The sequence below is a fragment of the Streptomyces sp. TRM70350 genome (assembly GCF_019219825.1).
Taxonomy (GTDB): Bacteria; Actinomycetota; Actinomycetes; order Streptomycetales; family Streptomycetaceae; genus Streptomyces.
Window position 1 is genome coordinate 1 of sequence record NZ_JAHUXH010000022.1, and the last position, 21467, is coordinate 21467.

General features: G+C 71.9%; 12 protein-coding genes and 1 pseudogene. 6 read left to right on the forward strand and 7 right to left on the reverse strand.

Annotated features, from left to right (window positions below):
• The 4 genes and pseudogenes from KWI83_RS26965 to KWI83_RS26980 form a co-directional block, all read left to right on the forward strand.
• The coding region (locus KWI83_RS26965; protein ID WP_218516985.1) for an alpha-glucosidase C-terminal domain-containing protein at positions 1–583 on the forward strand (583 nt) is incomplete at its 5' end.
• Positions 584–715: 132 nt separating this feature from the next.
• A complete protein-coding gene (locus KWI83_RS26970) occupies positions 716–2119 on the forward strand; it encodes a phosphotransferase (RefSeq protein ID WP_218516986.1) in 1404 nt (467 codons plus the stop codon).
• Positions 2120–2140: 21 nt separating this feature from the next.
• Positions 2141–5215, forward strand: coding sequence for a 1,4-alpha-glucan branching enzyme (gene glgB / locus KWI83_RS26975; RefSeq protein WP_218516987.1), 3075 nt, complete (start codon positions 2141–2143; stop codon positions 5213–5215).
• A 168-nt stretch (positions 5216–5383) separates the two neighbouring features.
• Positions 5384–6131 (forward strand): annotated as a pseudogene (locus KWI83_RS26980) (trans-aconitate 2-methyltransferase).
• 5 nt (positions 6132–6136) lie between these two features.
• On the opposite strand, the gene KWI83_RS26985 reads toward KWI83_RS26980, so the two are convergent.
• The 7 genes from KWI83_RS26985 to glgX all read right to left on the reverse strand — a co-directional run bounded on the left by KWI83_RS26985 (position 6137) and on the right by glgX (position 18550).
• The gene (locus tag KWI83_RS26985; protein ID WP_218516988.1) at positions 6137–6643 is read right to left on the reverse strand and encodes a DUF1990 family protein; all 507 of its coding nucleotides are present in this window, start codon (positions 6641–6643) and stop codon (positions 6137–6139) included.
• A 63-nt stretch (positions 6644–6706) separates the two neighbouring features.
• A complete protein-coding gene (locus KWI83_RS26990; protein ID WP_374106387.1) occupies positions 6707–8755 on the reverse strand; it encodes a M4 family metallopeptidase in 2049 nt (682 codons plus the stop codon).
• Between the two features lie 254 nt (positions 8756–9009).
• Positions 9010–10767, reverse strand: a complete 1758-nt coding sequence (locus KWI83_RS26995) for an ABC transporter ATP-binding protein (protein WP_218516990.1) — start codon at positions 10765–10767, stop codon at positions 9010–9012.
• Positions 10764–12482, reverse strand: coding sequence for an ABC transporter ATP-binding protein (locus tag KWI83_RS27000; protein WP_218516991.1), 1719 nt, complete (start codon positions 12480–12482; stop codon positions 10764–10766). Before KWI83_RS27000 ends, KWI83_RS26995 begins: the two co-directional genes overlap by 4 nt.
• A gap of 33 nt (positions 12483–12515) precedes the next feature.
• Positions 12516–14381, reverse strand: coding sequence for an ABC transporter ATP-binding protein (locus KWI83_RS27005; RefSeq protein ID WP_218516992.1), 1866 nt, complete (start codon positions 14379–14381; stop codon positions 12516–12518).
• Positions 14378–16162 (reverse strand): ABC transporter ATP-binding protein, encoded by a 1785-nt coding sequence (locus KWI83_RS27010; protein ID WP_218516993.1) that lies wholly within the window; start codon positions 16160–16162, stop codon positions 14378–14380. The genes KWI83_RS27005 and KWI83_RS27010 overlap by 4 nt, the downstream gene beginning before the upstream one ends.
• A 147-nt stretch (positions 16163–16309) precedes the next feature.
• Positions 16310–18550 (reverse strand): glycogen debranching protein GlgX, encoded by a 2241-nt coding sequence (glgX, locus tag KWI83_RS27015; protein ID WP_218516994.1) that lies wholly within the window; start codon positions 18548–18550, stop codon positions 16310–16312.
• 150 nt (positions 18551–18700) lie between these two features.
• Here glgX and KWI83_RS27020 point away from each other — a divergent pair, with 150 nt between their 5' ends.
• Both KWI83_RS27020 and KWI83_RS27025 read left to right on the forward strand, forming a co-directional pair.
• Positions 18701–19927 (forward strand): Ig-like domain-containing protein, encoded by a 1227-nt coding sequence (locus tag KWI83_RS27020; protein WP_218516995.1) that lies wholly within the window; start codon positions 18701–18703, stop codon positions 19925–19927.
• A gap of 183 nt (positions 19928–20110) precedes the next feature.
• Positions 20111–21406: an Ig-like domain-containing protein gene (locus tag KWI83_RS27025; protein ID WP_218516996.1), complete on the forward strand. Its 1296-nt coding sequence runs from the start codon at positions 20111–20113 to the stop codon at positions 21404–21406.
• Positions 21407–21467: the final 61 nt, after the last annotated feature.

Consider the following 21467-nt stretch of genomic DNA (forward strand, 5'->3'; position numbering starts at 1 on the left):
CAACCAGATCGAACTGTTCACCGCCCTGCTGCTGTCGCTCCCCGGGAGCCCGATCCTCTACTACGGCGACGAGATCGGCATGGGCGACAACATCTGGCTCGGCGACCGCGACGCCGTCCGCACGCCGATGCAGTGGACCCCGGACCGCAACGCGGGCTTCTCGTCCTGCGACCCGGGCCGCCTGTTCCTTCCGGCCATCATGGACCCGGTCTACGGCTACCAGGTCACCAACGTCGAGGCGTCCATGGCGTCACCCTCGTCGCTGCTGCACTGGACCCGCCGGATGATCGAGATCCGCAAGCAGAACCCCGCCTTCGGACTCGGCTCGTACACCGAACTCCCGTCCTCCAACCCGGCCGTACTGGCGTTCCTGCGGGAGCACGGCGACGACCTCGTGCTGTGCGTGAACAACTTCTCCCGCTTCCCGCAGCCGACCGAACTCGACCTGCGCGCCTTCAGCCGACGCCACCCCGTCGAGCTGATCGGCGGGGTCCGCTTCCCGGCCATCGGTGAACTGCCGTACCTGCTCACCCTGGCGGGGCACGGCTTCTACTGGTTCCGGCTCCGCAAGGACGCCGCCTAGAACGTCCGGGGCGGGGCGGTTTCTCCCGTCCCGCCCGGGGCACGCATCAGTAACACCCCGTCCGCCCGCGTGAGCCGACACCGGCTGACCGCGCCCCGTAGGCGAACCGGAGAAGGGGAAAGGACGCACGCCATGTCGGAAGCCGTCATCCGCCCCGCCACGACGACCAGCCCCGGCCTCCTCGCGTCGCTGGATCCGCTGCTGCGGGACTGGCTGCCACGCCAGCGCTGGTTCGCCGGCAAAGGACGTCCGGTCACCGGATTCTCGCTGGTGGCGGCCACCGAACTGCTCCCGGTCGGCGGCAAGCTGGGCCTGTACCACCTCCTCGTCCAGGTTTACCAGCCGCCCACGCCGGTCCACGGCACGGGCGCCGCCCCGGCTCCCGGCGACTGCTACCAGCTCCTCGTAGGCGTGCGCGAGGCCCTGCCTCCCCGGCTGGCACCCGCACTGATCGGCCACGTCACCGAGGGCCCGCTCGCCGGACACACGGTCTACGAAGCCCTGTACGACCCCCGGCCCGCCGAAGTACTCCTCGAAGCACTGCGCACCCGGGCCCGCATCGGCGGCCTCCGCTTCGAACGCGACCCGCACCAGGAGATCCGGCCCGGCCTGCTGAGCCGCGCGGTGACCGCCGAGCAGTCCAACTCCTCGGTCATATACGGAGATACGTTCATCCTGAAGGTGCTCCGCCGCATCGTCCCCGGCGTCAACCCCGACCTGGAGCTGCCGCTCGCGCTGGCCCGCGAGGGCTGCCCCCGGGTGCCCGCGCCGACGGCGTGGCTGGGGGCGGAGCTGGCCGGGCAGTCGTACGTCCTCGGTGTCCTCCAGCCCTACGTCCAGGGCGCCACCGACGGCTGGGAGCTGGCCCTGCGCGAGCTGGCCAAGGGCGAGGACTTCGGCGCCGAGGCGCGGGCCCTCGGCCGGGCCACCGCCGAGGTGCACACGGCGCTGGCCCGCGCCCTGCCGACCGTCACCCTCGGCCACACCCAGCTGCGCTCCATGGTCGACGGCATGATCGGACGCCTCGACCTCGCCGCACAGGCGGTGCCCGCGCTGCGGCCGTACGTCCCCGGGCTGCGCTCCGCGTTCGAGGCGCTCGCCGACCTGGCCTCCGAGGGGCAGACCTGGACCGCCCAGCGGATCCACGGCGATCTGCACCTCGGGCAGTGCCTGCGCTCACCGGCCGGCGAGTGGTCGCTGATCGACTTCGAGGGCGAACCGGCCCGGCCGCTCGCCGAACGCCGGATGCCGCAGCCGGCCGTGCGGGACATCGCCGGGATGCTGCGCTCCTTCGACTACGCGGCCCACTCCGTGCAGCCGACGGTGGCGGGCTGGGCGGAGCACTGCCGGGCCGCGTACTGCACCGGATACGCCGAGATATCCGGGCGCGATCCGCGAACCGACCCGGTGCTGTTGCGTGCCCATGAGACCGACAAGGCCGTTTACGAGGTCGTCTACGAGGCCCGGCACCGCCCCGACTGGCTCCCCGTGCCGCTGTCGGCGATACGGCGCCTCGCCTCGAACCAACCGACCTGACCCTCCCAGGAGGCTCCGCCCGTGACCCCCCGTACCACCACCTCCTCCAGCGGCTCCGACCCGAACGTGACGGCCGAGGACACCACGGCCCACGAGGAGAAGGCCGCCGTACCGAAACAGGCGACCCCACCCGAGGAGACGGCCGCGCCGAGGCCGACGGCTGCCGCGGAGAAGGCCGTCGCTACTGCCGTCGCGAAGGAGGCCACGGCACAGACGGCTGCCGCGGAGACGGCCATCGCGGAGACGGCGGCCGCACAGACGGCTGCCGCGGAGACGGCCGCGGCACAGACGGCTGCCGCGGAGACAGCCACCGCGGAGACAGCCACCGGGAAGAAGGCCACCGCCAAGAAGGCCGTCGCCAAGAAGGCCGTCGCCAAGAAGGCCGTCGCCAAGAAGGCCGTCGCCAAGAAGGCGGCCGCGAAGAAGACGGCGGTGCAGACGGCTGCCACGAAGAAAGCCCCGGCGCAGACGGCTGCCGCCAAGAAGGCGCCAGCCAAGAAGGCGACCGGCGAGAAGGCGACCGGCGAGACGGCTGTGGCGAAGAAGGCCACCGCGAAGAAGGCCACCGCGAAGAAGGCCACCGCGAAGAAGGCCACCGCGAAGAAAGCCACCGCGAAGAAGACGGTTGCGAAGAAGGCCGCGGCGCAGACGGCAGCGGCCAAGACAGCAGCCGCCAAGGAGACAACGGGCTCGAAGAAGGCCACGTCCGCGAAGAAGACCGCGCCCGCCAAGAAGACGACGGCGGCCAAGAAGACGACGGTGGCCAAGAAGACCCCAGCCGCCAAGGCCCCAGCCGCCAAGACCACCGCACCCAAGGCCACCGCACCCAAGACGACGGCCGCCAAGAAGACGGTCGTCAAAAAGGCCGCCCCCCAACCCCCCGTCGCCCCCGCCGTACCCGCCGTCTCCCCTGCCCTCGACCCCGTCGACCGCGACCGCCTGCTCACGGGCACCCACCACGACCCGCACTCCGTCCTCGGCGCACACCCGGCGCCGGACGGCGGCGGCGTGATCTTCCGTGTCTTCCGCCCCTACGCCCTCTCCGTCACCGTCGTGGCCGACGACCGGCGCGCCGAGCTGCACGACGACGGCGACGGCTTCTTCTCCGGGCTGCTGCCGCTCACCGAGGTCCCCGAGTACCGGCTCAGCGTGGCGTACGAGGGCACCGTCCTGGACACCGAGGACCCGTACCGCTTCCTGCCCACCCTCGGCGACCTCGACCTGCACCTGATCGGCGAGGGTCGGCACGAGCAGCTGTGGCGGGCGCTGGGCGCGGAGCCGATGACGCACCAGGGCGTGACCGGCACCCGCTTCACGGTGTGGGCGCCGAACGCGCGCGGCGTGAGCCTGGCCGGTGGCTTCAACTACTGGGACGGCACGGGCTTCCCGATGCGTTCACTGGGCGGCACCGGCGTCTGGGAGATCTTCGTGCCCGGCATCGGCGAGGGTGAGCTGTACAAGTTCGAGATCACTCGCCCCGACGGTTCGAAGACCCTGCGCGCGGACCCGCTGGCCCGCCGCACCCAGGCTCCGCCGGACACCTCGTCCATCGTGCACGCCTCGCACTACGAGTGGGGCGACGCGGCGTGGCTGGCGCGCCGGGGGGAGATCCCCGTGCACGAGGCCCCGCTCTCCGTCTACGAGGTCCACCTCCCGTCCTGGCGGCCCGGATTGACGTATCGTCAGCTCGCCGATCAGCTCCCGGCGTATGTCAAGGACCTCGGCTTCACGCACGTAGAGCTGATGCCGGTCGCCGAGCATCCCTTCGGCGGTTCCTGGGGCTACCAGGTCACCGGCTTCTACGCGCCCACGGCCCGCCTCGGCACCCCGGACGACTTCAAGTACTTCGTCGACGCCTGTCACCGCGCGGGCATCGGCGTCCTCATGGACTGGGTCCCGGCCCACTTCCCCAGGGACGACTGGGCGCTGGCCGAGTTCGACGGGCGTCCGCTGTACGAGCACGAGGACCCGCTGCGCGCCGCGCACCCCGACTGGGGCACGCTGGAGTTCGACTTCGGCCGCAAGGAGGTCCGCAACTTCCTGGTCGCCAACGCCCTCTACTGGTGCGAGGAGTTCCACATCGACGGCCTGCGGGTGGACGCGGTCGCCTCGATGCTCTACCTCGACTACTCGCGTGAGCCGGGCCAGTGGACGCCGAACGAGCACGGCGGCCGGGAGAACCTGGACGCGGTGGCGTTCCTCCAGGAGATGAACGCGACCGTCTACCGGCGGAACCCCGGCGTGGTGACCATCGCCGAGGAGTCCACGGCCTGGGACGGCGTCACGCGCGCCACCCACCACAAGGGCCCGAGCGGCTTCGGTGGCCTCGGCTTCGGCCTGAAGTGGAACATGGGCTGGATGCACGACTCGCTGCAGTACATGGCGCACGAGCCGATCCACCGCAAGTACCACCACCACGAGATGACGTTCTCGATGGTGTACGCGTACAGCGAGAACTACGTCCTGCCGATCTCCCACGACGAGGTGGTGCACGGCAAGCGGTCGCTGGTGTCGAAGATGCCGGGCGACTGGTGGCAGCAACGCGCCAACCACCGCGCGTACCTGGGGTTCATGTGGGCCCACCCGGGCAAGCAGCTCCTCTTCATGGGTCAGGAGTTCGCGCAGGGCGCGGAGTGGTCCGAGGCGCACGGCCCGGACTGGTGGCTGCTCGACCCGGAGTACGGTGCCGAGGCCGACCACCGCGGCGTCCGCGACCTGGTCCGCGACCTCAACACCGTCTACCGCCACACCCCCGCCCTCTGGCAACGCGACACCCATCCGGAGGGCTTCCAGTGGATCGTCGGCGACGCGGCCGACGACAACGTCCTGGCCTTCCTCCGCTACGACGCCACGGGCACCCCGCTCCTCGCGATCAGCAACTTCTCCCCGGTGGTCCGCCACGACTACCGCGTGGGCGTCCCCGACGACATCCCGGCCTGGCACGAGACCCTGAACACGGACGCCACCCGCTACGGCGGCAGCGACGTGACGAACCCCGACCCGCTCAAACCGGAGGCAATGCCCTGGCACGGCCGCCCGGCCAGCATCCGCCTGACCCTGCCGCCGCTGGCGACGGTGTGGCTGCGGCCGTCGTAGAGGGGCACGCCTCTCGGCCGACTGAGCCGGGTGGTGGTGCGCATAGGCCCGGGGTGTGGGGGTGGTGTGCTTGTGCCGTGACCGCCAGGCATGATCCGGGCGCACAAGCAAGCGCCCCCAGCTGCGGGGCGCTTGATGCGAGCCTTGGATGGGACTGCGAAGCCTCATGTGACCAGCCCCAGCACGGAAGCCGAGCACGTGGAAGCCACAAACCTCCTGTACCGCGATCCGGCACTTTACGACATGGTCCAGTCCGACAGCACGGGCGCCGGAATGTGCCGGACCCTGATCGAGCTGCACCGGCCGGACGCGCGGACTCTGGTCGACTTCGGATGCGGTACCAGCAGGGACCTGGAGATTTTGGCCAAGCGCTTCGACTGCATCGGCGTGGACCTCCAGCCCGGCATGGTCGACCACGCCCACCAGGCCCGGCCGGGACTGGACATCCGCACCGGCGACATGCGCACCGTACGACTCGGCAAGCGCATGGACGTGGTGACCTGCGTGGGCAACAGCCTCGCCTACGTGCACGACAACGAGGAGATCAGCCAGGTCTTCGCCACCTTCGCGGCCCACGCCCGGCCCGGCGCGCTGCTCGTACTGTGTTTTCCCGTCGCCCCCATCACCCGGACCCAGCCGACCCATCGCCACGGTCGACACCCCCGACGGACCCGCGACCGTCACCATCCGGCACGAGTGGGACCTGCGGACCCAGATCAACACCGTGTACCGGCACTGGGTGCTCTCCTCGGGCGACGAGGCCCAGGACGAGATCCGCAGGCGCGTCCTGTTCCCCCGCGAACTTGAGCGCTACGCACAGTGCGCAGACTTCGAGGTCCTGGACATGCTCGACGGCACAGGGACAGAACTCACCGGCCCAGCCGCGTACACGGCGGCCCGATACACCCGGCGGTGACCGGGTCAGTCGTCGAGCGGCGCGCACAGGCGGCGCAACGTCGTGCCGCACCTGCGCGCATACGCCGCCTGCACCCCCCGAGTCACCGCCCCGCCCGCCCGCGCGTACCACTTCGCGCCCCGGCTGAACGCCGACACCGTCAGCCAGACCGTGCCGTCCCCCGTCCGCTCCACCACGAACGCCTCCTCGCCGCACTCGGGGTGGCCGGTCAGTGTGCCGTACGCCCAGCCCGCGCGGCGGTATTCGGACAGCGTCCAGACGACGCGGCAGGGGGCCTTGATCAGGCCGGCGAGGGTGACGGTGACGTCGACGCCGGGAGCGGCGCGGTCGGCGGTGGCCTCGATGCCGACGCCCATCGCGCGATGCACCTCCCAGGTGCACAGGGCCTCGGCGGCCCGGTGGAACACCCGCTCGCCCTCGCCGATCCGGGTCCGCACGTGCAGGGGGTGGAAGCCGGGCGGGCAGAAGCCCGTCTCGCGGGTCGCGCCGACATCCTCGTACGTGAACGACATGCGCCAAGAGTAGGGCGGCACCCGGCGTCGCCTTCCCGCCGGGTGCCGCCGTCACCAACGTGCTTACGGGAACGTCAGTTTCCAGCTGTTGATGTAGCCGGTGTCGTACCGTGCCTGGTCCTGCACCCGCAACCGCCAGGTGCCGTTGGCGGTTTCGGAGGAGGCGTTGACCGTGTAGGTCGTCTGCACGTTGTCCGCCGAGTCCGAGGAGCTGAAGTTCTTCAGGCGGTACGCCGTCCCGTCCGGGGCCAGCAGATCGATCACCAGGTCACCGCGCCAGGTGTGGATGATGTCCACGCCCACCCGGAGGTTCGCCGGGGCGTTGCCCGCCCGTCCGGACACGGCGATCGACGAGGTCACGGCCGCACCGTTGTCCGGGATCGACACGTCGGTGGTGTTCTCGAAGGACGTACCGTCGCCCCCGCCGGGGCGCGAACCGACCGCGACGCCCGCCCAGGCGTCCTGCACCGCCTTGTACTCGGCGCTGGTGGTGCCGTACAGCTCACCGGCGACCGCCAGTGTGCCGGTGCGGGCGCCCGCGTAGTTGGTGGTGGACGTGAACTTCGTGGTGAGCGCCTTGAACCAGATCTGCTCCGCCTTCGCCCGGCCGATCCCGGTGACCGGAAGCCCGTCCGCGGTCGGCGAGTTGTAGCTGACGCCGTTGATGACCTTGGCGCCGCTGCCCTCGCTCAGCAGGTAGAAGAAGTGGTTCGCGGGACCGGACGAGTAGTGCACGTCGATCGAGCCGATGCCCGAGTACCAGTTGTCCTTCGACGCGCCGTCCTTGCTGGGCTGGTCCATGTACCTGAGCGGCGTGCCGTCGCCGTTGATGTCGATCTCCTCGCCGATGAGGTAGTCACCGACGTCGGAGGAGTTGTTCGCGTAGAACTCGACGGCCGCGCCGATGATGTCGGAGGTCGCCTCGTTCAGGCCGCCCGACTCACCGCTGTAGACCAGGCCCGCGGTGGCCGAGGTCAGGCCGTGGGTCATCTCGTGCGCGGCCACGTCGATCGAGACGAGCGGGTTGGCGTTGCCCGCGCCGTCGCCGTACGTCATGCAGAAGCAGCTGTCGGACCAGAAGGCGTTGACGTAGTTGTTGCCGTAGTGGACCCGGGAGTAGGCGGCCACGCCGTCGCCGCGGATGCCGTTGCGGCCGTGCACGTTCTTGTAGTAGTCCCAGGTCAGCGCCGCCCCGTAATGGGCGTCGGCGGCGGCGGACTCCAGGTTGGACGGGCTGCCGTTGCCCCAGACGTCGTCCGGGCCGGAGAACAGCGTGCCGGTGCCGGAGGTGCCGCGGTTCAGGTTGTACGTGCGGTGGTTGCCGCGCGCTCCGTCGGTGAGGTTGTACGTCGAGCCGGACTGGGTCGTGGTGAGCGGGACCGTGCCGCTGTACACCGTGTGCCCGGTGCCGTTCTTGACGGCCTGCCACTCGTACAGCTTCTCGCCGGTGGTGGCGTCGGTGACGACGTGCAGTTCCTGCGGGGTGCCGTCGTGCTGGAGGCCGCCGACGACCGTCTCGTAGGCGAGCGTGGGCTTGCCGCTCGCGGCCCAGACGACCTTGCGGGGCTCGCGGCTGACGTCCGGGCTCTTGGCGTCCTCGGCGCGGGCGACGCCGAGCGCCTGCCGCTCCGCCGCCGCGGGGGCGACGGCCGGCTGCAGCGAGGGCACCTTGATGGTGGCGCGGGTCGCCTTGGTGACGGCCTCGGTACGGCCGTCCTTCGCCGTCTCGACGACCAGGTCGCCGCCGAGGACCGGCAGACCGGCGTACGTCCGCTCGTAGCGGGTGTGGATCGTGCCGTCGGCGTCCTTGACGACGTCCCGGACCAGGAGCTTCTCCTGGGCGCCCAGGCTCAGCTCCCGTGCCGTGTCCGCCTTCCCGGCGTCCGCCTCGCGGATCAGCGCCGCGCGCTGGGCCGGGGTGAGTTTCACGGGCAGGGCGCCCGGGTCGGCCTGGGCCGCCGCCGACGGTGCCTTCTCCGGGGCGGCGGTCGCGGCGCCGGACTGCACGGCGGCGGCGAGGAACGCGGCGACGCCGACCAGGGCGACGGCCGCTGCGCGGGGGGTGCGTCTGTGGGAGGAACCGTTGCTCGATGAGGAACTGCTGCTCAACACTGACTCCTTCTGCGTGGCCGCGGATCGCGCGGCCAGGGGAGATCCGGAAACGGCGAGGGGGCCGTCCGGGCAGAACGCGAAACCAGGTGCACGCGGCCACGGGAACAACACAGCGGTGTGGACGTGGGGTTGCTGTGGAGTGGCCGTGAGAAGCGTGACACCGTGGGCGTGGACTGTCAGGAGCGCGTCAAAATTTTGGCCGGAAATCGTTCGTTGTCCGGGAGTTCGTGTTCGGTATACGAACAGGACGCCCGTTACCCGGCGGGCTCCCCGTGCCACGTCCGCCACAGCCGTGCGTACGCCCCGTCCGCCGCCACCAGCTCCTCGCGCGTGCCGAGTTCGGTGATCCGCCCGGACTCCATCACCGCCACCCGGTCCGCGTCGTGCGCGGTGTGCAGCCGGTGCGCGATGGCGATGACCGTACGGCCCTTCAGTACGGCGGCCAGGGCGCGCTCGGTGTGCCGGGCGGTCGTCGGGGCGAGCAGGGCGGTGGCCTCGTCGAGGATCAGGGTGTGCGGGTCGGCCAGGACGACGCGGGCGAGGGCCAGTTGCTGGGCCTGTGAGCCGTCGGTGCGGCACGCCCCCGTACCCAGCTCGGTGTCGAGACCGTCGGGGAGTTCACGTACCCAGGCGTCGGCGCCGACCGCGGTGAGCGCGGTCCACACCTGCTCGTCCGTGGCGGCCGGTTCGGCGATCAGGAGGTTGTCGCGGACCGTGCCGAGGAAGACGTGGTGCTCCTGCGTCACCAGCACGACCTGGCGGCGCAGCCGCTCCGGCCCCAGACCGGCGACCGGCACCCCGCCCACCGTCACACTGCCCGCGCCCGGCGTGTCGACACCGGCCAGCAGCCTGCTCAACGTGGACTTGCCCGCGCCGGACGGGCCGACCACCGCGAGCCGCTCCCCGGGCCGGATCGTCAGGTCGACGCCGCGCAGGACCTCGCCGCCCCGGTCGTAGGCATAGCGGACGCCGGTCACGTCGATGCGGTCGTCGGCCGGGTCGGGGGAGTCGGCCGGAGCCGTCCGGGGCGCCAGCGCGAGCCCCTCCACGCGGGCGAAGGAGGCGTTGCTCATCTGCAACTGCTCGATGCGGACCAGGATCACGTCCAGCGGCTCGGTGACCTGCCGCAGATACAGCGCGGCCGCCACCACCGCACCCAGGGTCACCGTCCCCCGCTCGTGCAGAAGGCCCCCGACCAGCAGCACGGCCACCACCGGGAAGGCGTACGCGAAGTCCGCGGCCGGGAAGAACACGCTGCGCAGCCGCAGAGTGTGGAGCCGGGTGCGCCGGGCCTCCGCCAGCGCGTCCCGGCTCGCCGCGATCCGGCGCTCCCGGAGCCCGAACGCCTCGATGGTGCGGGCACCGGCCGCCGTGGCCGCGAGGACCTCGGCGACGTCCGAGGTGGCCGCGCCCTCGGCGAGGTAGGCGGAGCGCGCCCGGCGCAGGTACCAGCGCAGCGGGAACCAGATGCCGAGCCAGCCCAGCAGGGCGCAAGCGCCCAGCAGCGGGTCCAGCGCGACGACCGCGCCGAACAGGAACAGCACCTGCAACGAGGCGATGAGCAGCTCGGGACCGGCGTCCCGCAACGTGGTTCCGACGGCGGTGACGTCGGCGGTGCCCCGCGCCGTCAGATCCCCGGTCCCGGCCCGCTCCACCACCGACGCGGGCAGCGACAGCGCCCGGTCGACGAACCCCTCCCGGATCCGTGCCAGCGTCCGCTCCCCGAACCGGTGCCCGGCGTACCGCGCCCACCGCGACAGCAGCAACTGCGCCAGCGCGCACCCTACGAGCGCGAGCGCCAGCCGGTCGACGACCTCGACGCCGCCGCCCGCCCGGACCTCGTTGATGATCAGCCCCAGCAGCCACGGCCCCGCCAGCCCGACCCCGGCCGCGAGCGCGTTCAGGGCCACCACGGCGGCGAACGCCCGCCCGTCGACCCGGATCAGCCCCGCCATGGCCCGGCGCACCTCGGCGGGCCCGGCGATGGGCAACTGGCCCGGCTGCCCGCTCATCGCACCGCCTCCGCCGTGTCGGCATCCGCGTCGCGCGCCACCAGCGCCCGGTACCCGGGCGCGTACGCCAGCAGCCCCTCATGGGTCCCACTGGCCGCGACCTTGCCCTCGACCAGGAAGTACACCGTGTCCGCCCGGTCCAGCACCAGCGGCGAGGTGGTGGTGACGACGGTCGTACGGCCCGTGCGCGCCTTGCGCATCCGCTGCGCCACCGCCGCCTCGGTGTGCGCGTCGAGCGCGGACGTCGGCTCCACGGCGAGCAGCACCTCGGGGTCGGCCAGCAGCGCCCGCACCAGCCGTACCCGCTGCTGCTGACCGCCGGAGAGGTTGCGCCCCTGGGCGTCGATCCGTGAGTCCAGCCCGTCCGGCAGGCCCCGCACGATGTCGTCGGCCACGGCGGCGTGCACGGCCCGCGCCACGGCCGTGTCGTCAGCGTCGGTCCGCCCGCGGACCACGTCCCGCAGGGTCCCGGCGAACAGGTCGGCCTCGTGGTCCGCGACCAGGATCCGCTCCCGCACCCGCGCGAGCGCGATCTCGTCCAGCCGGACGCCACCCCAGGTCGCGTCCGACGGCGCGTACCGCCCGAGCCGGTCGACGACCTCCGCCGCGTCACCGGGCCGCTCGCACGCGAGCGCGGTCAGCCGCCCGGGCAGCACCCGCACGCCCGACGCCGGGTCGTGCAGCACGGACGGCTCGGCCGGGGCGTCGTACGCCCCGCCGTCGTCCAGCGGGTCGAGCCGCAGGAACCGTACGACCCGGCGCGCGGCCACCAGCCCCCGGCTGACCTGCTGGCCGAACTCCAGGAAGTACGCCACCGGCACCACCAGCACCGCGACATAGCCGTAGACGGACACCAACTCGCCCACGGTGATCTCCCCCTGGGCCACCAGCCGGGCCGCGAGCCAGGTCACCACGGCCAGGAACACCGTCGGCAGGCCCAGGCCCAGCGCCTGGATCCAACTGGTCACCGCGCCGACCCGGTACCCCTCCGCGCGCAGCCGCCCCGAGTCGCGCCGGAAGGCCTCGGCGACCAGTTCCTTGCCGCCGAGCCCGCCCAGCACGCGCAGCCCGCCCGCCAGGTCGCCGATGCGCGCGGTCAGCGCACCCTGCCGTTCCCGGTAGGTGGTCTCCGTGCCCTGCAGACGGCCCATCAGCGGCCCGACCAGGACGCCGATCACCGGCACGCCCAGCAGCACCACGGCGGCCAGCAGCGGGGACACCGCGAGCAGCAGCGCGGCGACGACGGCGTACCCGACGACCGCGCCGACGCCGGGGCCGATCACGGTCAGGGAGGTGGCGATGGTCTGCACATCGCCCACGCCGATCGTGACGACCTCCCCGGCGGCGACCTGCCGACGCAGCGAGGCACCGAGCCGGACCGCCTGCCCGACCACCACCTTGACCGTGCGGAAGTTGGCGTCCATCCGCACCCGGGTCATCGTGCGGTGCCGGGCGATGTTCAGCCAGGCGTCGAGCGCCCCGGCCGCCAGCACGGCCGCCGCCCAGCCGAGCAGCGCCGCCCGGTCACCGGGTTCCAGACCGTCGTCGACCGCTCGGGCCAGCAGATACGGCACCACCGCGGGCAGCGCCAGCGACACGATCCCCAGCACCGCCCCCGCGGCCGACCGGCCCGGCTGGCTGCGCACCAGCCACCACAGATAGCGGGCGGGGCTTCGGCTGTCGGGCGTGCCGGGATCCTCGTACGCGTCGATCATCGCTCCCCGTTCCCCGGTCCTCGTCAACCGTGCTCACGCCAGACTGTCCCGCCACGCCCGGTGCAGCCCCGCGAACCGCCCCGTGCCCGCGATGAGTTCGGCCGGGCTGCCGTCCTCCACGATCCGGCCGTGCTCCATCACCAGCACCCGGTCCGCGATCTCCACCGTGGACAGCCGGTGCGCGATCACGACGGCGGTACGGCCCTTCAGTACGGTCGCCATCGCCCGCTGCACGGCCCGCTCACCCGGGATGTCCAGCGAGCTGGTCGCCTCGTCGAGGATCAGCACCGCCGGGTCCGCGAGCAACGCCCGTGCGAAGGCGACGAGTTGACGCTGACCGGCCGAGATACGGCCGCCCCGCTTGCGCACGTCCGTGTCGTACCCCTCGGGCAGCGCCGCGACGAAGCCGTGCGCGCCGATCGCCTTCGCGGCGCCCTCGATCTCCTCGCGGCTGGCGTCCGGCCGCCCGATGGCGATGTTCTCGGCGACCGTGCCGGAGAACAGGAACGACTCCTGCGTCACCATCACCACCCCGCGCCGCAGCTCGGGCACGGCCAGCTCGCGCAGGTCCACCCCGTCGAGCAGCACCCGCCCGTCGGTCGGGTCGTAGAAGCGGGCCAGCAGCTTCGCGAGCGTCGACTTGCCCGCGCCCGTGGAGCCGACCACCGCGACCGTCTGCCCGGCCGGGATCGTGAGGTCGAAGCGGGGCAGCACCTCGCCGCCGGTGCGGTAGGCGAAGCGCACGCCGTCGAAGACGACCTCGCGGCCGGGGTGTTCGGAGGCCAGGGGCGGGAGCTCCTTGGGTGCCGACGGCTCGGGCACCGACGGCGTCTGGGCCAGCAGCCCGGCGATCTTCTCCAGGGAGGCCGCCGCCGACTGGTAGGAGTTGAGGAACATGCCGAAGCGGTCGATCGGGTCGTACATCCGGCGCAGATACAGCACCGCCGCCGCGAGCACGCCGAGCGCGAGCGTGCCGTCCGCGACGCGGTACGCGCCCCACAGCACGATCAGCGCGACCGCCGTGTTGCCGACGATCCGCGAGCAGACGACATAGCGGGCCATCTCCAGCAGCGCGTCGCCGTTCGTCCGCTCGTGCCGCCGGTTCAGCACGCGGAACTCCGCGTCGTTGGCGGCCTCCCGGCGGAACGCGCGCACCGGGCGGATGCCGTTCATCGTCTCCACGAACTTCACGATCACCGCGGCGATCGCGGTCGACCGCGTCGTGTACACCCGCCGCGCCCGCCGCCGGTACAGCCGTACGAACCACCACAGCGGCCCGAACGACGCCACCGCCACCGCGCCCAGGCCCAGATCGAGCCAGAGCAGGATCGCCGCGACGTACACGCAGGACAGGATGACCATCACGAGCTCCTGCAGGCCCTCCTCCAGCAGCTCGCGCAGCGACTCGACGTCCGTGGTGGAGCGGGAGATCAGGCGGCCGCTCGTATATCGCTCGTGGAAGTCGACGCTCAGCGCCTGCGCGTGGCGGAAGATCCGGCCGCGCAGATCCAGGAGCACGTCCTGGCTGACCCGGGCGGAGGTGACGACGAAGGCGTACTGGAGCCCGCCGGAGGCGCCCGCGCACAGCAGATAGCCGACCGCCACCGCGATCAGCGGGCCGCTGTCGTGGGCGCGGAACGCGGGTACGGCGTTGTCGATGGCGTACGCCACCAGCAGCGGGCCCGCCTGCACGGCCGCCTGCTGCAGAAGCAGCAGGAGCGTGGTCAGGGCGACCCGGGCCTTCATCGGCGCGAGCAGGGAGCGCAGCAGGGCCCCGGTGGCGCCGGGCGGGGCGGGCAGGACGTCCTTGTCGAACGGGTCGTCGGCCGTGCCCGGCTGCTGCGGCTCCTGCGGCTCGTCGTCGGCGACCGGGACGGGGGTGGATGTGGACGCGGTCATCGGGCTGCCTCCAGTTCCGTCCCGGACATCAGATGGGCGTACTCGGCGTTGTCACGCAGCAGTTCGTGGTGCGTGCCGACGGCGGCGATCCGGCCGCCGGACAGCAGGGCGACCCGGTCGGCGAGCAGCACCGTCGACGGGCGGTGCGCCACGATCAGGGCGGTGGTGTCGGCGAGCACGTCCCGCAGCGCCGCCTCCACGGCGGCCTCGGTGTGCACGTCCAGCGCGGACAGCGGGTCGTCCAGGACCAGGAACTCCGGCCGTCCTACGACCGCCCTGGCCAGCGCCAGCCGCTGCCGCTGACCGCCGGACAGGCTCAGCCCCTGCTCACCGACCTGGGTGTCCGTGCCCTGCGGCAACGCGTGCGCGAAGTCGGCCTGGGCGACGGCCAGGGCGCGGTTCACCTCGGCCGTCCCGGCCTCGTCGGCGGCGCCCATGAGGACGTTCTCCCCGACGCTCGCCGAGAACAGCGTCGGCTCCTCGAAGGCGACGGCGACCTTGGCGCGCAGCTCCTGGCGGGACATGGTGGCGATGTCGACACCGTCGAGCGTGATCCGCCCCGAGGTCACCTCGTGCAGCCGGGGGATGAGCGCGGTGAGAGTGGTCTTGCCGCTGCCGGTCGCGCCGACGAGCGCCATGGACTCGCCGGGGCGGATGTGCAGGTCGATGTGCTCGAGGACGGGCGGGGAGTCCGCCGGGGCGTCGGGGTAGCGGAAGCCGACGGCGTGGAAGCGAATTCCCCGGTCCGGGCCGCCCTTGGAGACGCGCGTCGGCGCGGTGGCCGTCTCCGGTTCCGCGTCCATCACCTCGAAGTACCGCTCCGTCGCCGTCGCCGCCTCCTGGCTCATCGCCAGCAGGAAGCCGATCGAGTCGACCGGCCAGCGCAGGGCCAGTGCCGTGGACAGGAAGGCCACCAGCGTGCCCGCCGACAGATCCCCGTCCGCCACCCGCACGGACCCCAGCACCAGCGCCGCCCCGATGGCCACCTCGGGCAACGTGACGATGACGGTCAGGATCGTCGCCAGCAGCCGCGCCTTGCGCAGCTCCGTCCCCCGCAGCGTCCGCGACAGCTCCCAGAACGCCCGCGCCTGACTGCGATGCCGACCGAACCCCTTGACGATCCGGATGCCGAGCACGCCCTCCTCGACGACCGTCGTCAGATCACCGACCTGGTCCTGCGCGCGCCGCGCCACCTCGGCGTACCGCCTCTCGAAGACGAAGCAGCTGACGACCACCGGCACGGCGGGCCCCAGGATCACCAGACCCAGCGTCAGGTCCTGCACCAGCATGATGATCACGCCGACGAGGATCGTCACCCCGTTCACCAGCAGGAACGTCAATGGAAAGGCCAGGAACATCCGAAGGAGCATCAGATCGGTGGTCCCCCGGGACAGCAGCTGCCCCGACGCCCACCGGTCGTGGAACGCCACCGGAAGCCGCTGCAGATGCCGGTACAGATCCGCCCGCATCGCCGCCTCGACCCCGGCCAGCGGCCGCGCCACCAGCCACCGCCGCAGCCCGAACAGCAGCGCCTCGGCCAGCCCGAGCAGCAGCAGGAACAGCGCGCCGAGCCACACGCCCGCCGGATCCCGGTCGGCGACCGGCCCGTCCACGAGCCACTTCAGCACGAGCGGGATCACCAGCCCGGCGCAGGACGCGACGATCGCGACGAACGCGGCGGTGAACAGCCGGGCCCGCACCGGCCTGACGTAGGGCCACAGGCGCAGCAACGAGCGGACGGCGGAGCGGTCTCGGGTCGTGGTGGCACGTGTCGTGGGCATCAGGGGCGAGCCTACGGATTGCCACTGACAACGCCCACTGAGTTTCGGCCGGACCACGGTCCGCCGATGGTCCTACGACCTGCGTGTTCGAGGGGTCGTATGCCAAGCTCGGCGTCAAGGACCGGCGGCTGCGGCTGCCTCCGGGGCTCACCCCACCACCCGCAACAACAACACCGCCCGCGCCGGCACCGTCACCGCCGCCCCCGCCCGGTGCGTCACCCCCGGCGCCTCGGCCTGTTCCTCCCGTGAGGTGTCGACGACCACCTCGTACCGCTCCGCCCACGGCGGACCCGGCAGGACGAAGCTCACCGGGCGTTCCCCGGCGTGCAGGACGGCGAGGAAGCTGTCGTCGAGGATGGGCGCACCCCGCTCGTCCCGGCCCGGGATGTCCCGCCCGGACAGGTACATGCCGACCGTCGCCGCGGGCGCGTACCAGTCCCGTTCCGTCATCTCCGTGCCCCGCGTGGTGAACCACGCCAGGTCCCGCAGCCCGTCCGCCGAGTGCGCCCGCCCGGAGAAGAACGCCCGGCGACGGAGCACCGGATGGCGGTGGCGCAGCTCGATCAGACGGGACGTCAGGTCGAACAGCGCCCGCCACCCCGGCTCGTCCAGGAGCCCCCAGTCGACCCAGCTGATCTCGTTGTCCTGGCAGTACGCGTTGTTGTTGCCGCGCTGGGTGCGCCCCAGCTCGTCGCCCGCGACCAGCATCGGCACGCCCGTCGACAGCAGCAGCGTCGTCAGCAGGTTCCGCAGCTGGCGCCTGCGCAGAGCCCGGACGCGCTCGTCGTCGGTCTCGCCCTCCGCCCCGCAGTTCCAGGCCCGGTTGTCGTCCGTGCCGTCCCGGTTGCCCTCGCCGTTCGCCTCGTTGTGCTTGCGCTCGTACGACACGAGGTCCCGGAGCGTGAAACCGTCGTGCGCGGTGATGAAGTTGACCGAGGCGTACGGCCGTCGCCCGCCCCAGGCGTAGAGGTCGCTGGACCCCGACAGCCGGTAGCCCATCTCCCGTACGTCCGGCAGCGCGTGCCGCCAGAAGTCGCGGACGGCGTTGCGGTAGCGGTCGTTCCACTCCGTCCACAGCGGTGGGAAGGCGCCCACCTGGTAGCCGCCGGAGCCGACGTCCCACGGCTCGGCGATCAGCTTCACCCGGCGCAGCACCGGGTCCTGCGCGATGACGGCGAGGAACGGCGAGAGCATGTCGACGTCGTGCATGGAGCGGGCCAGCGCCGCCGCCAGGTCGAAGCGGAAGCCGTCCACGCCCATCTCCGTCACCCAGTAGCGCAGCGAGTCCGTGATCAGGCGCAGCACGTGCGGCTGGACGACGTGCAGGGTGTTGCCGCAGCCGGTGTAGTCGGCGTACCGGCGGGCGTCGGCCTGGAGCCGGTAGTAGCCGCGGTTGTCGATGCCCTTCAGGGACAGCGTCGGGCCCAGTTCGCCCGCCTCCGCGGTGTGGTTGTAGACGACGTCGAGGATGACCTCGATGCCCGCCGCGTGCAGGGCCCGCACCATCCGCTTGAACTCGCCGACCTGCTGCCCGCGCGTGCCGGACGCGGCGTACGCGGCGTGCGGGGCGAAGTAGCCGATGGAGTTGTAGCCCCAGTAGTTCCTCAGGCCGCGGCGCAGCAGATGGTCCTCGTGCGCGAACTGGTGTACGGGCAGCAGCTCGACGGCCGTGACACCCAGTTTCGTGAGGTGCTCGATCGCCGCCGGGTGGGCCAGGCCCGCGTACGTGCCCCGCAGCTCCTCGGGGATCTGGGGGTGCAGCATGGTGAAGCCGCGCACGTGCAGTTCGTAGATCACCGAGTCCGCCCACGGCGTCTTCGGGCGCCGGTCGTCCGCCCAGTCGTCGTCATCGTGGACGACGACCCCCTTGGGGACGTACGGCGCCGAGTCGCGTTCGTCGCGCACGGTGTCCGCGACCTGCTGCTGGGGCCAGTCCCGGACGTGCCCGTAGACCTCCGGCGGCAGGCTGAAGTCGCCGTCCACCGCGCGCGCGTACGGGTCGAGCAGCAGCTTCGCCGGGTTCCAGCGGCCGCCGGTCCACGGGTCCCAGCGGCCGTGCACCCGATAGCCGTAGCGCTGCCCCGGCATGACGCCCGGCACGAAGCCGTGCCAGATCTCATGGGTCAGCTCGGTCAGGCGATGCCGCCGTTCCGTGCCGTCCTCGTCGAACAGGCACAGCTCGACCGCCTCCGCCCCGCCCGCCCACAGCGCGAAGTTGGTCCCCGCCACCCCGTCCGGGCCGACCCGGAACCGGGCCCCCAGCGGTGTCGGCGCACCCGGCCACACCGGCACCGCGGCGGCCGGCGCGGCGCGCGGCGCGCCGTTCAACGCGGTGGCCGGGCGTCCGCCCTGCCCGGCCACCGTCTCCTGCTCGGCTGCGCTGGACACCTGTCAGCCTCCCGCGGCTCGTGGCGACGACGTCGGCCGGCGCACGGCGTCCCTCCGCGGAGCCCGGCCCGTCGTCCTCCCCACTGTTCTGCCCAGAGCTTGGCTCGCACTCACGTTTCCCCAGGGCGGGCCCGGTCGTTGGACACGTTTGTGAGGCACGTACATGGGCGCGCGCGGCGCGCGGGGGCCGCACTGGCCGCCCTACTGACATGGGCAGTACTACTGGCCGGGGCCACCGGCTGCACCACCGACCGAGTGAGCGGGCTCGGCGCGCTCGGCAAACCCCGGTCCCCCGAGGACGTCATCGAGGTCGCGCCGGACGACGGCAGCAAGGGCGTCCACCCCTACGAGACGCTGTCCGTACGGGTGTCCAGTGGGCGTCTGGAGTCGGTACGGGTCGTCAAGTCCCAGGACGCCCAGAAACTGCCGGTGCCCGGCCGGATCTCCGCGGACGGCCGGCGCTGGGAACCCGACGACACGAAGCTGGCGCTGGCCGCCGAATACACCGTCGACGCGGTGGCCGTGGACGGCGACGGTCGCCGCGCCGCCCGGCACACCACCTTCACCACGCATGTCCCCGAGGAGCGCTTCATCGGGTACGTCACCCCGGAGAACCGCTCGGTGGTCGGCACCGGCATGATCGTCAGCCTGAAGTTCAACCGGGAGATCGCCGACCGCGCGGCCGTCGAACGGGCCGTACGCGTCACCGCGAAACCCGCCGTCGAGATCCGCCCGCACTGGTTCGGCCGGGACCGGCTCGACTTCCGACCCGAGCACTACTGGAAACCCGGCACCGAGGTCACCGTCGACCTGCGGCTCAGGGACGTCGAGGGCGCACCCGGCGTCTACGGGCTGCAGTACAAGACGGTCGCCTTCACCGTCGGCCGCAGCCAGGTCTCCCTGGTCGACGCGGCGAAGCACACCATGGAGGTGCGCCGGGACGGCGAACTGCTCGGCACGGTGCCGATCACCGCGGGCGCGCCCAAGACCCCGACGTACAACGGGAAGATGGTGGTCACCGACATGTACGAGGTGACCCGGATGAACGGCAGCACGGTCGGCTTCGGCGGTGAGTACGACATCCCGGATGTCCCGCACGCCATGCGCCTCACCGAGTCCGGCACCTTCCTGCACGGCAACTACTGGGCGTCGGCCACTGCCTTCGGCGAGACCAACGTCAGTCACGGGTGCATCGGGCTGCGGGACGAGAAGGGCGGCAGCTCTCAGACGCCGGCGGGCTGGTTCTTCGACCGCACTCTGGTCGGGGACGTCGTCGAGGTCGTCCACAGCGATGACAAAAAGGTCGCTCCCGACAACGGGCTCGGAGGCTGGAACATGGGGTGGAACGAGTGGAAAGCGGGCAGTGCTCTGAAGTGACCCTGCCGGGGGGTGGGGCGGCCATGGCGGCCGGTCGGTGTTGGGACTGAACAGTGACAATCGTGCGGCCTCGACCGCGCCGATCATGTGGTTAATATGCGCCGAGCGCGCGGGACGCGCAGGGGAGCGGGCCCGAGGGGGTCCGATCGGGGCCCGGTCCGGGGCCCGTTGAGGGGAGACAAGTTGAACGTGCGACCGATATCGGGGGCGTCGGTTGACGCGCGCGCGAGTGAGCCGGAGGGCCGGAGGCGAACGAGCCGAAAGAGGGGCGGGCGCGGACGCAAGGGGCGGGCGCTGGTCGCGGGCGTACTGCTGCTGGCCGTCACCGCGTGCGGTGGCGGCTCGGACTCCGGATCGGGCTCGGGAGCCGGGTCCGCGGACGGCAAGGGCAAGAGGTCGGCCACGGCGCAGAGCAAGCAGTCCGAGGCAGCCGTGGCCATAGCCCCCAAGGACGGCGCGAAGTCCGTCGACACCAGCGGGGCCCTGAAGGTCACCGCCGCCAGGGGCAAGCTGACCGAGGTCGTCGTCAAGGACGCCAAGGGCACCGAGATCGCCGGTGAGATATCCAAGGACGGCGCCACCTGGACGCCGTCCACCCACCTGGCCGCGTCCACCAAGTACCAGGTGCACGCGGTCGCGAAGGACTCCGCCGGGCGCGAGGCCGCCGAGTCCGCGAGCTTCACCACCCTGACGCCGCAGAACACGTTCATCGGCTACTTCACCCCCGAGGACGGCTCCACCGTCGGCGTCGGAATGCCCTTCTCCCTCAACTTCACCCGGGGCATCACCAACCCCGAACAGGTCGAGAAGGCCATCGAGATCAGGACCGAACCGGCCGTCGAGGTCGAGGGCCACTGGTTCGGCAACGACCGGCTCGACTTCCGGCCCGAGAAGTACTGGAAGGCCGGCACCAAGGTCACCGTCAAGCTCAACCTCAACGGCGTCGAGGGCCGCCCCGGCGTCTACGGCGAGCAGGCCAAGACCGTCTCCTTCACCATCGGCCGCAACCAGGTCTCCGTCGTCGACGCCAAGAAGCTCACGATGAAGGTCATGCGGGACGGCAAGGTCATCAAGACCATTCCGGTCACCACCGGCAAGCCCGGCATGGAGACCTGGAACGGCCAGATGGTCATCAGCGAGAAGCACGTGGTGACCCGGATGAACGGCGAGACCGTCGGCTACGGCGGCGAGTACGACATCAAGGACGTCCCGCACGCCATGCGCCTGACCACCTCCGGCACCTTCCTGCACGGCAACTACTGGGCCGGCGGCGCCTTCGGCAACTACAACGCCAGCCACGGCTGCATCGGCCTGCGCGACGTGCGCGGCGGCTGGGACAAGGACGCACCGGGCGCGTGGTTCTTCAACAACTCGCTGATCGGCGACGTGGTCGTGGTGAAGAACTCCAACGACCGGACCGTGGCCCCGAACAACGGGCTCAACGGCTGGAACATGTCGTGGGAGAAGTGGAAGGCGTGAGCCTCTGACGAGGACGGGCCCGGTGTGACCGACCGCACCGGCCCGGTCGCCGTTAGTCCCC